The organism is Nocardioides cynanchi (assembly GCF_008761635.1).
Classification (GTDB): Bacteria; Actinomycetota; Actinomycetes; order Propionibacteriales; family Nocardioidaceae; genus Nocardioides; species Nocardioides cynanchi.
Genome location: NZ_CP044344.1, coordinates 1,847,402 through 1,860,768 on the forward strand (window position 1 = coordinate 1,847,402; position 13,367 = coordinate 1,860,768).

12 protein-coding genes are annotated in these 13,367 nt (G+C 69.9%); 3 read left to right on the forward strand and 9 right to left on the reverse strand.

The genetic code is table 11. The features are described 5' to 3' along the window. Positions 1 to 159 precede the first annotated feature (159 nt). Positions 160 to 507, reverse strand: a complete 348-nt coding sequence (locus E3N83_RS09060; RefSeq protein ID WP_151082959.1) for a hypothetical protein — start codon at positions 505 to 507, stop codon at positions 160 to 162. A gap of 89 nt (positions 508 to 596) precedes the next feature. On the opposite strand from E3N83_RS09060, the gene E3N83_RS09065 reads away from it, so the two are divergent. Next, positions 597 to 1,052 carry a MarR family winged helix-turn-helix transcriptional regulator gene (locus tag E3N83_RS09065; RefSeq protein ID WP_151082960.1) on the forward strand — a complete coding sequence of 152 codons (456 nt, stop codon included), beginning with the start codon at positions 597 to 599 and terminating at the stop codon, positions 1,050 to 1,052. A gap of 14 nt (positions 1,053 to 1,066) precedes the next feature. Here the strand turns inward: E3N83_RS09065 and E3N83_RS09070 are convergent, their stop codons facing one another. Continuing rightward, positions 1,067 to 1,459, reverse strand: coding sequence for a MarR family winged helix-turn-helix transcriptional regulator (locus E3N83_RS09070; RefSeq protein WP_151082961.1), 393 nt, complete (start codon positions 1,457 to 1,459; stop codon positions 1,067 to 1,069). A 44-nt stretch (positions 1,460 to 1,503) separates the two neighbouring features. Here E3N83_RS09070 and E3N83_RS09075 point away from each other — a divergent pair, with 44 nt between their 5' ends. Then, positions 1,504 to 3,294, forward strand: coding sequence for a chloride channel protein (locus tag E3N83_RS09075; protein WP_202879363.1), 1,791 nt, complete (start codon positions 1,504 to 1,506; stop codon positions 3,292 to 3,294). 29 nt (positions 3,295 to 3,323) lie between these two features. Here the strand turns inward: E3N83_RS09075 and E3N83_RS09080 are convergent, their stop codons facing one another. The 5 genes from E3N83_RS09080 to E3N83_RS09100 form a co-directional block, all read right to left on the reverse strand. Continuing rightward, positions 3,324 to 4,427 carry an enolase C-terminal domain-like protein gene (locus E3N83_RS09080; RefSeq protein ID WP_151082962.1) on the reverse strand — a complete coding sequence of 368 codons (1,104 nt, stop codon included), beginning with the start codon at positions 4,425 to 4,427 and terminating at the stop codon, positions 3,324 to 3,326. A 22-nt stretch (positions 4,428 to 4,449) separates the two neighbouring features. Continuing rightward, a complete protein-coding gene (locus E3N83_RS09085) occupies positions 4,450 to 6,243 on the reverse strand; it encodes a thiamine pyrophosphate-requiring protein (RefSeq protein ID WP_151082963.1) in 1,794 nt (597 codons plus the stop codon). A gap of 75 nt (positions 6,244 to 6,318) precedes the next feature. Beyond that, the gene (locus E3N83_RS09090) at positions 6,319 to 7,950 is read right to left on the reverse strand and encodes a GMC family oxidoreductase (protein ID WP_151082964.1); all 1,632 of its coding nucleotides are present in this window, start codon (positions 7,948 to 7,950) and stop codon (positions 6,319 to 6,321) included. Then, positions 7,947 to 8,579, reverse strand: a complete 633-nt coding sequence (locus E3N83_RS09095) for a gluconate 2-dehydrogenase subunit 3 family protein (RefSeq protein ID WP_202879364.1) — start codon at positions 8,577 to 8,579, stop codon at positions 7,947 to 7,949. The genes E3N83_RS09090 and E3N83_RS09095 overlap by 4 nt, the downstream gene beginning before the upstream one ends. After that, positions 8,576 to 8,986 carry a hypothetical protein gene (locus E3N83_RS09100; RefSeq protein ID WP_202879365.1) on the reverse strand — a complete coding sequence of 137 codons (411 nt, stop codon included), beginning with the start codon at positions 8,984 to 8,986 and terminating at the stop codon, positions 8,576 to 8,578. Before E3N83_RS09100 ends, E3N83_RS09095 begins: the two co-directional genes overlap by 4 nt. A 176-nt stretch (positions 8,987 to 9,162) precedes the next feature. On the opposite strand from E3N83_RS09100, the gene E3N83_RS09105 reads away from it, so the two are divergent. Next, a complete protein-coding gene (locus E3N83_RS09105) occupies positions 9,163 to 9,660 on the forward strand; it encodes a MarR family transcriptional regulator (protein ID WP_191908029.1) in 498 nt (165 codons plus the stop codon). A 40-nt stretch (positions 9,661 to 9,700) separates the two neighbouring features. Here the strand turns inward: E3N83_RS09105 and E3N83_RS09110 are convergent, their stop codons facing one another. Both E3N83_RS09110 and E3N83_RS09115 read right to left on the reverse strand, forming a co-directional pair. Continuing rightward, positions 9,701 to 11,497, reverse strand: coding sequence for a glycoside hydrolase family 15 protein (locus E3N83_RS09110; RefSeq protein ID WP_151082967.1), 1,797 nt, complete (start codon positions 11,495 to 11,497; stop codon positions 9,701 to 9,703). Between the two features lie 13 nt (positions 11,498 to 11,510). Beyond that, a complete protein-coding gene (locus E3N83_RS09115) occupies positions 11,511 to 13,001 on the reverse strand; it encodes a molybdopterin-dependent oxidoreductase (protein WP_202879366.1) in 1,491 nt (496 codons plus the stop codon). Positions 13,002 to 13,367: the final 366 nt, after the last annotated feature.

Here is a 13,367-nt window from a genome sequence, read left to right on the forward strand (position 1 = left end):
GGAATCTCCCAGGGGTGTCGGTGGTCAGGGTGTCTGGCGTCTCGATCGCGGCGGCCGGACGAGCGTCTGCGGGCCGGACCCGGCAGTGGTAGTTCGACGGGGATCTCCGCGGTGAGCCGCGCGAGCAGCGGGCAGAGCGCGCCGGCGTCTCCTGGTCCCTCATGGGCGTCCGAGCCAGCGTCGCCGCACGTCCCGCTTCAGCTCGCGCTCGGAGCGCATCGTGCCCGCCGCGGGGAACTGGTGCTCGTTGCCCTCCACGACGTCGTGGAACTGCGCCCGGGGCGACGCGCTGGACTGCACGTCGTAGAAGAACCCCCCGTAGACGGCCAGCAGGCCTCCGACGACCAGCACGGCGAGGCCGACCCCGGACCAGTCCCAGGACCCGAGGATGACGCCCCACGCGAGCACGACCAGACCCAGCAGCAGGACCAGCAGGGCGATCCAGGTCCAGCGCGGCCGCACTGTATGGGTCCGCGGCGTCGGCTGGCGTCTGTGCTCGGCCATCATGTCCTTCTCCTCGAGATGCTCATCGGTTGCTCATGCGCCGTACCCGGGATGTCTGAGATGTATGCGCTCTCGCATGTATTGTTCGCTCCATGACGGAGACCCGGCGCCTTCGCGAGGCGGAGGCCCTGGCCGGGACGAGTCGCGCCCTGGTCGCCATCGTGGTGCGCTCGATGGCCGCAGGGTCGGCGGAGGTGACCGTCGCGCAGCACCGCGTCCTGGTGCTGCTGGAGGAGCGTGGCGCGCTGTCGGTGAACGCGCTCGCGGAGGGCCTCGGCGTCGACCAGTCGAATGCCAGCCGGCACTGCTCGCGCCTGGCTCGGCTGGGACTGGTCAGCCGCAACCGCGCCCCGCACGACGGTCGCGCCGTCGAGGTCCGGCTGACGCCGGAGGGTCGGCGTCAGGTCGCTGCCGTCGACCAGGCGCGCAGCCGCGAGATCCAACGCGTGCTCGACCGCCTCCCCGATCCGTCCGTGGCGGAGGTCGTGAAGGCGTTCGAGCTCTTCCACGAGGCCGCGGGCGCTGCGGGACTAGCCGCCGCCCCCTGACCCGCTCGCATGGATCACTGGTCAGGGAGGCCACCGAGCAGCGGCCGGAGGCGCCGCAGCTCCTCGAGGTGTACGGCGGTCAGGCTGCGGAGGAGGTCGTTGCCCTCGCCGGTCAGCCGGAGCCGGACCCGCCGGTGGTCGAGATCGTCGCGCATCCGGACGACGTACCCGAGCTCTGACAGGCGGTCGGCGAGCTCACCCGCGGTGTGCGGCTTCACCAGGAGCGCCTCCGCCACCTCGCCGATCGTCGGGCCACCCACGCTCGCGCTCCCCCGGACCGCCAGCAGGAACTGGTGCTGGATGTGGGAGACGCCGTGCGCTGCGGCCGCCTCGGCGCTCCACTTCTCGAAGTGGCGCAGCGTGGTGCGGAACGCGAGGAGTTGGCGGTACTGCGCATCGGTCGGCATCCTGACAGCCTAATGACTCGTGTTCCGATATGTTTGGAGACCGTGTGAGCCCCGCGCACGTCCGCGACGTACGACATCTCGGTGACTTCACGGCCACGCCCAGGATGCTCCTGATCACCGCCCTCGCGCTGCCCGTCGGCGCCGCGTCCGCAGGGCTGGCGTGGGCCCTGCTGCGCCTCATCGGTCTGATCACCAACGCCGTCTTCTACGGACGGCCGGGCACGGCCCTGGTCGCACCCGGGGCGGTGCACCACAGCCCCTGGTTGATCCTGCTGGCCCCCGTGACCGGGGGCCTGGCGGTGGGCATCCTCGCGCGCTACGGGTCGGAGAAGATCCGGGGCCACGGCATGCCGGAGGCGATCGAGGCCATCCTGATGGGCGGCAGCCGGGTCCAGCCACGCGTCGCCGTCCTGAAACCGGTCAGCTCGGCGATCGCCATCGGCACCGGCGGCCCCTTCGGGGCCGAGGGACCGATCATCATGACCGGCGGTGCGGTCGGGTCCCTGTTCGCGCAGCTGCTGCACCTGACCGCCGACGAGCGCAAGACCCTGCTGGTGGCCGGGGCGACCGGGGGCATGGCGGCGACCTTCAACGCACCGCTGGCCTCGATCCTGCTCGCCGCGGAGCTCCTGCTCTTCGAGCTGCGACCGCGCAGCCTGGTGCCGGTCACCGCTGCCGTCAGTGTCGCCACCGTCCTGCGCTACGGCCTCCTGGGCAGTGGCGCGGTCTTCCTCAGCGATGCTCCCCTGCACCTCACCGATGCGGTCTACCCCCTGTGCGTGATCTCGGGACTTGTCTCGGCCGGTCTCGCGGTGGTCGCCACCCTGGCCGTGTACGCCTCCGAGGACGCGTTCGCACGACTGCCGGTCCACTGGATGTGGTGGCCGGCGATCGGTGGCGTCGTGATCGGCCTGGGCGGGCTGGTCGTGCCGCAAGCGCTCGGTGTGGGCTACGACGTCATCGACGCCGAGCTCACCGGCTCCATCACCCTGGGCACCGTGGTCGGCATCCTGGTCGTGAAGACCTTGATCTGGTCGCTGTCGCTCGGGTCCGGCACGTCCGGCGGGGTGCTCGCACCGATGTTCATGATCGGTGGAGCCCTCGGCGCCCTCGAGGCCCACGTCTTCCCCTCCGTGGGTCCCGGCTTCTGGGCCCTGATCGCTCTCGCGGGAGTCCTCGGCGGCGTGATGCGCTCACCGCTCACCGGCGTGGTCTTCGCCCTCGAGCTCACCCACCAGTACGCCGCGCTGCTCCCCCTGGTCATCGGCGCCACCACCGCGTACGCCGTTTCGGTGCTGCTGTTGCGCCGCTCGGTCCTCACCGAGAAGATCGCCCGTCGTGGCTACCACCTCAGTCGCGAGTACGACGTCGACCCGCTCGAGATCCTCTTCGTGGGTGAGGTCATGAGCAGCGATGTCGTGGAGTTCACCGCCGACGTCGACGTGGCCACGGCGTACGCCCTCCTCGATGAGGAGACCGACGACTACGCCGCCTGGAGGCAACAGCTCTACCCTGTGGTCGGGGACGCCGGGCTTCTCGGGGTCGTCACCCGGGGCGACCTGTTCGCCGCGCGCGATGCGGGCGCGCACGACCGGCCGCTGGGCGAGCTCATGGTCGCCGACCCGGTGATCACCCATGCCGACCAGACGTTGCGTCATGTCGCGGAGACGATGGCCGTCCACGAGGTCACCACGATGCCGGTCGTCGACCGCGACGACCCGCGCCTCGTCGTGGGAGTGGTCTCGCTCCCCCAGCTGCTCACAGGACGCGCCCGCGACCAGCAGGAGGCCCGGGAGCGGGAACGGGTGCTGCGGGTGCGGCTCGTGCGCAGCTGAGGCCCTCCGCCCCCGGGGCCGGCGCGTGCTCAGCCCACGCGGTACCGATCCGCGTCGGCGCTGCGGAACGTCAGCCCGTTGCCGGGTGCGTCGGGTCGCGGGGTGATCGTCCCCCCGGCGGGGTCGAGCGTGCCGTCGAAGAACATCGACTCGATCCGGATGTGGTCGTGGAACCACTCCAGGTGCCGCAGGTTGGGTGTGGCCGCGGCGGCGTGGACGTGGAGGTGGGGGCTGCAGTGTCCCGAGATCTGGAGGTCGAAGGAGGCCGCGACAGCGGCGACCCGGAGCCATTCGGTGATCCCGCCGCACCGGGACACGTCAGCCTGTAGGCAGTCGACGGCCCCGGTCTCGCACATGCGCCGGAAGTAGAAGAGGTCGTAGCCGTACTCTCCTGCGGTCACGTCGGGCGACACTGCGTTGCGGATCTCGCGGAGTCCGGCCAGGTCGTCGGATGAGACGGGTTCCTCGTACCAGCGCACGTCGCAGTCGGAGGCGGCCGTCATCACCCGGATGGCCTGCTTGCGGTTGTAGGCGCCGTTCGCGTCGACGTAGAGCTCCGTGGAGTCTCCGATGACCGACCGGGCCTGCCGGATGCGCGAGAGGTCGCGGCTGCGGTTGGTCCCCCAGTCCTCCCCGATCTTGATCTTGACCCGCGGGATGCGTTGCTCGATTGCCCAGCGGGTCAGCTGGCCTCTCAGCTGGTGCTCGTCGTAGCTCGTGAAGCCTCCGCTGCCGTAGACCGGGACCTCGTCCCGGACCGCCCCGAGCAGATGATGCAGGGGGAGCCGGAGTAGGCGGGCCTTGAGGTCCCAGAGCGCCACGTCCACGGCCGAGATGGCGTAGCCGGCGATGCCGGGTCGGCCCCCGTTGCGCACGGCCTTGACCATGGCGTCGAAGCGGCCGCCGACGTCCATGGCGTCGTGACCCACCACGAGACGGGCCAGCTTGTCGCTGACCAAGGTGGCGCAGGCGCGCGGGCCGTAGGTCCAGCCGAGCCCGTAGGTGTCCCCCGACCTCGCGGTCACCAGCACCATGGTGGTGGAGTCCCAGCTCAGGGTGCCGTCGGCCTCGGGTGCGTCGGTGGGGACGGTGTACACCCGCACGTCGATCGAGTCGATGGTCGTGTCGGACATCGGGTTCCCCTTCCTGGCCTGCTCAGTGGTCCTGGTGCGGCAGGAGCTCCTGGGCCTTGGTCTTGATGCCCTCCTTGACGATCCCCCAGCGGTTCTCGTCGCCCTTCACCATCGCCAGCGCCGCGTCCTTCATCTGCTCGAACGTCGCGTGCGGCGGGATGGGCGGCACGTCGGGGTCGGTGTGGAAGTCGATGACCGTGGGGCGGTCCGCCGCCAGCGCGCGATCCCAGGCGGGGCCTACCTCGTCGGCCGAGGTCACGGTGACCGACTCCAGCCCGAGGCTGGCGGCGAAGCCTGCGAAGTCGACGTCCGGCAGCGTCTGCGACGCGACGAACTTGGGCGAGCCCTCCATCGCCCGCAGCTCCCAGGTGACCTGGTTGAGGTCGTTGTTGTGCAGGACGGCGATGACCAGCCGCGGGTCCTCCCACAGGTGCCAGTAGTGCTTGACTGTGATCAGCTCCGCCAAACCGTTCATCTGCATGGCGCCGTCACCGGCGAAGACGATCACGGGTCGCTCGGGGCAGCCGAACTTGGCGCCGATGCCGTAGGGGACGCCGGGGCCCATCGTGGCCAGGTTGCCGGAGAGGGAGCCCCGCATGTCGCCGCGGAACTTCAGCTGCCGCGCGTACCAGTTGGCGGAGGAGCCGGAGTCGGCCGTGACGATGGCGTTGTCGGGCAGCCGCGGGGACAGCTCGTGGAACAAACGCATCGGGTTGACCGGGTCGGCCGACACCATGGCCTCGGCGTCCATGACCTCCCACCAGCGCCTGATATTGGACTCGATGGTGTCCCGCCACGACCGATCGTCCTTGCGTGTCAGGTGTGGGATCAATGCACGCAGCGTCGCCGCGGCGTCGCCGACGAGGTTGACCTCGTACGGGTACCTCATCCCGATGTACTTGGCATCGATGTCGATCTGGACAGCACGCGCCTGGTCGAGCTCCGGGAGGAACTGGGTGTACGGGAAGCTGGACCCGACGGTGAGCAGGGTGTCGCAGTCCCGCATCATCTCGTAGCTGGGCCGGGTGCCCAGCAGGCCGATCGAGCCGGTGACGTAGGGCAGCTCGTCGGAGAGGACGTCCTTGCCCAGGAGGGCCTTGGCGACGCCGGCTCCCAGCAGCTCGGCGACCTCGGCGAGCTCGGCACGAGCCCCTCTCGCCCCCGAGCCGGCGAGGATCGCGACCTTCCGACCGGCGTTGAGCACCTCCGCCGCCCGAAGGACAGCGGCGTCGTCGGTCACCGGGGTCGGCCACTCGATGCCCAGGCTCGAAGGCACCATCTTGAAGGCGTGAGTGGGCGCGGAGTACTCCAGCTCCTGCACGTCGGACGGGATGATGATCGCCGTGGGCGCGCGCTCCGCCAAGGCGATCCGGATAGCGCGATCGAGCACGTTCGGGAGCTGTTCGGGCACCGTGACCATCTGGACGTACTCGCTGGCGACGTCCTTGAACAGGGAGAGCAGGTCGACCTCCTGCTGGTATGACCCACCCATCGCCGACCTGCTGGTCTGTCCGACGATGGCGACCACGGGGACGTGGTCGAGCTTCGCGTCGTACAGGCCGTTGAGCAGATGGATGGCTCCGGGACCCGAGGTCGCCATGCACACCCCGAGCCGACCGGTGAACTTCGCGTAGCCGACCGCCTCGAAGGCGCTCATCTCCTCGTGCCGAGCCTGGATGAACATCGGGGCGTCGTCGGCCCGTGCCCAGGCCGCCAGGATGCCGTTGATGCCGTCACCGGGGAAGGCGAACACCCGGTCCACGTCCCAGCTGCGCAGGCGTTCGAGCAGGTGGTCGGCGACGTTCTTCGATCCCATGAGTTCTCCTTCGTGTGAGGTGTGAGCGGGGTGGTCTCCGGCGGAGGCCGGAGCGAACGGTGCGGGAGACGGGCGCTACGCCCCACGACCTGCGGCGAGCCGCTCGGCAGCGCGCGCGGCGACCGCCATGATCGTGAGAGCGGGGTTGGCGCTGCCCTGCGTGGGCAGCACGCTGCCGTCGGTGATGTACAGGTTCGGGACCGCGAAGGTGCGGCAGTCGCCGTCGACGACGCCGTGCTGCGCGTCGCGTGCCATCCGGGCCCCGCCGACCAGGTGCGCGTAGCGGTCGATGGTGATCACGTCGTCGGCGCCGGCCGCGTGCAGGATGTCCTCCATGACGGCCTGGGCGGCCTTCACCAGCGCGGCGTCATTGTCGCACTGGCTGTAGGAGAAGTGCGCGACCGGCAGGCCGTGCCGATCCTTCTCCTCGGCCAGCGTCACCCTGTTGTCCGCCTGGGGAAGGAACTCGCACAATGCTCCCAGGCATGACCAGTGGACGTAGTCGCTCATGTACTCCCGCAGCGCGGCGCCCCAGTGTCCCTGCGCGGCCACGTGCTCGGCCCAGGTGATCGGCAGCGGCGAGACCGTCTGGAGGGAGAACCCGCGCTTGTACGGCCTGCTCGGGTCGGTCTCGTAGAACGCCTCGCTGCTGACCTCGGGGGGCGGCGACTTGTACATCCGCACCTCGGCGTCGAAGCGACCCGCGGTCTGCGGTGCGCCCTGGACCATCAGGTAGCGGCCCACCTGGTCGAAGTCGTTGCACAGCCCGTCCGGGAATCTGTCCGAGGTGGAGTTCAGCAGCAGCCGCGGCGTCTCGATCGAGTAGCCGGCGATCGCCACCATGCGAGCCCGCTGGAACCGGGGTACGCCGTCGCGGACGTAGTGGACGCCCGTGGCCAGGCCGGTGAGCTGGTCGATCTCCACGTGGGTGACCATCGAGTCGGCGCGCACCTCGGCCCCGTGCGCGAGCGCGTCGGGAACGTGGGTGATCAGCGGCGACGCCTTGGCGTTCACCTTGCAGCCCTGCAGGCAGAAGCCGCGGTAGATGCAGTGCGGCCGGTTGCCGAACCGGCCGTTCACGATGGCGACGGGTCCCACCTTCGCGGTGATCCCCAGCTCCCGGGCACCACGCAGGAAGATTTCGCCGTTCCCGCCGACGGGGTGCGGCCGGTACGGATACGAGTGGGGGTCTCCCCAGGGCCACTTCTCCCCCGCGACCGGGAGCTCCTCCTCGATGTCCTCGTAGTACGGCTTCAGCTCCGGGTAACCGAACGGCCAGTCGGCACCCACGCCGTCCCTGGTGAAGGTCTCGAAGTCGCTCGGGTGGAAGCGAGGGGTGTAGCCGGCGTAGTGGACCATCGACCCGCCCACGCCGCGACCGGAGTTGTTGGAGCCGAGCGGCACCGGGTCCTTGCCGTCGATCACGCGCGGCTCGGTCCAGTACAGGTGGTGGGACCCGGCCTCGTCGCTGACCCAGTCCGTGTCGGGGTCCCAGAAGGGCCCCGCATCCAGCGCGACGACGTTCCAACCGGCCCGGGCGAGCCGCTGGATCATGGTCGAGCCCCCGGCTCCGCATCCGACCACCACCAGGTCGACCTCGTCGTCGTCGTCGAAGCGCCGCATGTCCGTGCGGAGCCGGTGGTTCGTGCGGGTGCCGTCGTTGGGCAGCAGCCACGCCGACTCGTTGCGAGCACGCACGTTGCTCATGGCCGCCTCCGGATCGGATCGTCGCCGGGCTTCGCGTCGCGCACCTCGAACGGTTCGCGCGAGTCGAGGCCCGGGTTTTTGTAGCCGCGCGGATAGGCCGGTCCGGGGAAGCCGATCTCGTTCCAGGCCAAGGGATGGGAGTAGAACGCGGTACACGCGTACCGCGTCCACAGGCTCCACACGTGGCTGGCACAGAGGCCGTGCCAGGGTTGGCTGCCGAGCACGTGGACGGCTTCGATCAGGGCCGACTGCTGGTCGTCGGCACAGGTCGCGAACCCGGTGTCGAACTGCGCCCTGGCGTCGGCGTCGAGCGCGGCCAGGCTGTCGCGCCAGGCCTGGGCGTCCTCGGGCATGTCGTGGTACCGCCAGCCGTCGGTCCGCTGCTCGGCCAGTCGGGCATCGATCAGGTTCACGACCGGGACGTCCCGATCGCCACCTTGGTCGAGCAGCTGGTCGCACAGCGCCGTGGCCACGGCCTGCTCGCCGGGATCGAAGAACCGGATGTCGGGCGCCATCCCGGTCCGGGACAGCACCACACCGGTGGTCACCGGGTCCCAGTGCTTGCTCTGGCCGAGGACGTCGAAGCCCGGGAAGCGGCCGCCGGATCCATGCGACGAGTTGGCGCTCACTTCTCGCGCCGCAAGACGGCGGCGAGCAGCCCCATACCGCCGACCATGGTGACGAGGAGGGGTGCCAGCAGGGGTGGGCCCATCTCCAGGTTGTAGCGGGCGTTGTGCCAGCCACCCGGTTTCTGGGCGATGCCGCGCGCGTGCAGGTACGTGCCCTGCACGCCGTTGGCAACGATGGCGGCCGAGGCGAGCGGGAGCGCAGTCTTGGCCATCCGGTGGCTGAAGAAGCCGGCGACGCCCGCAGCGGCGCCGACCGGCCCCAGGGCGACCGGGATCCACATCATCTTGTTCCCGAAGCTGGCTGAGTCGTGCTCGAAGAAGATCTCGGCCGCGGTCACCAGCGCACCGACCGCGGTCAGGGCGGACAGGCCGCGCTCGAAGCGCCCGGTCTCCACGTTTCGGACCATCCGGTCGATTCCCCGTACGACCCTGTCGGGGTCCGAGCTGGCTGCCATCTGCGGGAGTCCTTCCGTACCTGCGGTGACGACAAGGCGCTCGGGTCGAGCCCCACGTCCATTCGTTGCGTAGGCGCAAGTATTGCAGAATCTGTGCGGTCAAGCAACTAATGGGAGATACTCGCGACATGGCGACAACGGATGGTCGGGCGAGTGCCGGTGCGGTCACTGCGGAGCAGGTGGACGCGATCATGCTGGGGGTACAGGCCCTCGTGGGAGTGGCGGCCACGTCGGTCGCCGAGGTCGAGGACCGCGTGACCCTGCCGCAGCTCCGGGTCCTCATGCTGATCGCCAGCCTCGGCACCATGAACCTGAACGCGTTGGCCCAGGCGATGGACATCCACCCCTCGAACGCGAGCAGGTACTGCGACCGCCTGATGGTGGGCGGCCTGCTCCGTCGCACCGAGTCCTCCATCGACCGTCGCAACCTGGTCCTCGAGCTCACCGACGAAGGGCGTGATCTGGTGGCCGAGCTCATCGAGCACCGCCGCCAGGCGGTCCGGAAGGTCCTCGAGCAGGTGCCCGAGAGCCGTCGCCGTGGCCTCGTCAGCGCCATGCGGACCTTCGGTCAGGTGGCGGGCGAGGTCGCGGCCGGCGAGGCGTGGAGACTCGGCTGGCACGGCTGAGCAGGAGCCGGACCGCCCGAACAGATCGGTGACTTGCGAGTCACTCGCCGGCATCCCAGGGCCGGGCCAGACGCACCGAGGCCTCGAACATCAGGGCGTGCACGAACGCCTGGGGCAGGTTGCCGCGCAGCTGACGCTGGGTGACGTCGTACTCCTCGGAGAAGAGCGCTGGTGGCCCGCAAGCGGCCCGGTTGCGCTCGAAGTAGCGGACCGCCGCGAGCGTGTCCCCCTGCTGGTGGCTCGCCAGCGCGGCCAGGAACCCGCACAGCAGGAACGCGCCCTCGGCGTCGCCCAAGGGACCGGGCGCCTGTCGGAAGCGGTAGACGTAGCCTTCCTGGTCCAGCTCGTCGAGCACGGCTGCCAGGGTGGCCCTGGTGCGAGGGTCGTCCGCCGCGAGGGCGCCGCGGATGCCGGGCAGCAGGAGCGCAGCGTCCACCCGAGGGTCCTCCGGGGTCCGCTGCCAGCGACCCGTCGGGTGGGTCGAGTGGGCGGCGGTCTCGGCCAGGATGGCCTCGGCCAGGGCCAGCCACTCGCCGGTACGACGGGACGGCGTACCCGGAGCGCGGCTGGCCGCGCGCAGCCCGGCGACGCAGATCAGGCGGCTCTGGCTCCAGTGCTGGTCGTCGAGCTCCCAGATCCCGGCCTCGGGCTTTCCCCATCGAGCGGCAATGACGTCGGCGGCCGTCTCTGCTGCCCTCCAGCCGTCCGCGTCCAGGTGGTCATGGCGTGCGGCCGCCGCGAACAGGAGCAACGACTCGCCGAACGTGTCCAGCTGCGACTGGGCGTTGACGTGGTTGCCGACGATGTCGTCCCCACCCGGGTAGCCGGGCAGGTGCAGTGGCCGCTGGTCCGGCACGCGGCCGCCCGTGGTGGTGTAGGCGGGACTGAGGTTCGGGCCGTCGTCCAGGAGCCGGCCGGATACGAAGCGGACGGCCTCGTCCATCAGCGGGTGGGGTCCCGCGGCAGCGATCGCCTCTCCGGCGAAGCACTGGTCACGGATCCACACGTAGCGGTAGTCGTAGTCGCGGCCCTGGCCCGCGCGCTCCGGCAGGCTCATGGTGGCCGCGGCGACCATCCCGCCGCCGGAGCTGGTCAGACCCCGCAGCACTGCGTACGCGTGCCGGGTGTCGTGAGGGGCGAGCGTGTCAGTGAACTCCGGCACGGCATCGCCCCAGGCCTGCTCGGTGGCGCGCCATGCGTCATCGGCGCGGACCGGCTCGGCCGGGAGCGCCTGCTCCGACAGCTCCAGCACGAGGTCGTGGTGATGCCCGGCCGGAACCGTCAGGTCCATCGTCAGCGCCTCGCCGCCCTCCGTGCCACCCCCAGGCCTGGCCTGGCCCGCCCCGGACCAGCGCACGTGGAGCCGGCCCGTCTTACCGGTCCAGATCCCCTCACCCCGGTCGAGGTGCCCGAAGGAGCTGCTGCCGAAGCCGGCCCGGGCGTCGAGGCGCACCCGGACCGAAGCGTCGCCCTGGACGGCGACGATGCGGCGTAGCAGCACCGCCCGACCCGCCTCGCCCGGGAAGGCCAGCGCCTCACGGCACTCGATGATCCCGGCCTCGGTGACCCACCGGGAGCGCCAGATCAAGGACCCGTCCTCGTAGTAGCCGCCCCACACGAAGCGAGCATCGGTCGGGGTGACGGCGTACATGCCGGCGCCGCCTATCAGCGAGGAGAAGACGGCGTCGCTGTCCCAGCGTGGCGCACTCATCCACACGATGTCCCCACGCGGCCCCACCAGCGCGCCGCGTTCGCCGTCGGCCAGCAGGGCGTACTCGCGCAGCACCTGCAGCGGGAACTCCGCGGCGTCCCTGTCGGTGATCCGGGTTCCTGTCATCGTGCACCCATTCCTAGATTCCTGCGGCGTCGGCGTAGAACTGCTGGTCCTCGCGCCAGCCGCCCATGCCCATGCCGATGTCGTTGATGTCCTCGACGAACTCGATCCCGCAGATCCACTTGACCATCTTGAAACCGAGCTGGGTCTCGATCCGCACGCGCAGCGGGGCTCCGTGCTCCACGGGCAGCGGGGACCCGTTCATCTCCAGGGCCAGGATCGTCTGGGGGTTCGATGCGAGGTGGAGCGGGATGGTCTCGTAGAAGAAGCCGTAACGCCCCTCCCCCTCGGTCAGGCCCTTGTCGTCCATGGCGTAGAAGACGACGTACCGTGCGACGGGGGCGGGCCCGACCTCCTCCATCAGCCGCACCAACGGAACGCCGGCCCATTCGGCCACGGCCGTCCAGCCCTGGATGCAGTTGTGCTTGGTGACCTGTCGCTGCTCGCCGAGGCCACGCAGCTCTCTCAGAGTCAGGTTCATCGGGCGGGCCACCAGTCCCCCGACGCTGAGCCGGAACGCCCGGAAGTCGTCGGCTGCCAGTGCTTGGTACTCCTCACCGGTGGGCGGATAGCCGTTGACCCGGTGGTACGGCGAGATGTCCTCGGCCCCGAACCGCTGACGGGAGGTGAGACGTCGGGAGAGCAGCCGCTCGAAGGGGTCGACGACGAGACCAAGCAGCCGCTGGGTGCGCCGGCGGTGGCGCAGTGAGAACCAGCAGATCACCACGTGGAAGACCACGATCGCGAGCAGCCCGGTCACGCCGATGCCCAGGGCCAGTCTCCGGTCCGCATCGGGGTTGCCGAGCACGATGGTGGCCAGCTCGGTGGGCAGGCCGTGCACGATCACCATGCCCACGTGCAGGACGATGAAGACGCCGAAGGCGCACATTCCCAGGAAGTGCAGGCTGCGCGCCCCCTGTTTGCCCCCGAAGAGCCTGCCATACCAGGGAAAGCGCGCCAGCAGACTCGGCGACATGGCGGCGCCGGTCGCGATCTGGAGCGGGGCCAGGAGGAAGATCACCACGAAGTACGCCAGCTTCTGGGCCGGCTCGAACGGCTGCCCGGGGATCGTCGCCGGGATCCGGAACCGGAGATAAGTGCCGATGGAGTTGATCGAGTCCGGCACCAGCGACCAGTGCGTGGGGATCAAGTAGTGCCAGTAGCCCGTCGCGAAGACGAGAGCGACGTAGACAGCACCTGTGAGGATCCAGAACTGGACGGTCATGAAGTGCCAGTGCCGGCCCAGCCCCAGGTTCTTCCGCCCGGGTAGCGCCAGCAGTGGCGACCAGGACTCCTCCTCGTCGAGCGAGGTCCACGGCGTGCGTGAGTCGGCGCCGAACACCTTCTTCGAGAACCGCAGCCACTCGCGACCCGGGGGGCAGCCGTCGTCCCAATACAGCTTGGGAAACGCCGAGAGGACCTCGATGCCGGAGCGGAACAGCAAGACCATGAAGAAGATGTTCAGGAAGTGGGTGACGACGACCCAGTACGGGAAGAACTCAGGCACGCACCTGCTCCTCTTCTCGAACGAAACTGACCGTTCGTGGCTGCGAGCGTCTCAACGGTGCCGCCCGACGTCATTGAGCGTATGCGCAATGTTTGCGCTATGGCAAATACCCGTGCCACACTGGACAGATGTCAGCGACGGAGCCCGGTCCTCAGGTCCGGCTCGCCGACCTGCGTTCGACGCTCTTGGGCGGCCGTGGCCCCGGTGCCTCCGCTACGGAAATCGAGGCTCACACCAGGCGTGCGCGGACGCCGAGGGCATCGCAGGCATCCGAGAACCCGAGCCGGAGGCGTGCCGCGCTGACCGGCGCCGTCGTCGCCCTCTCCACCCGGGCGGTCGTGACCCGGCTGCTGGAGGCCCGGAGAG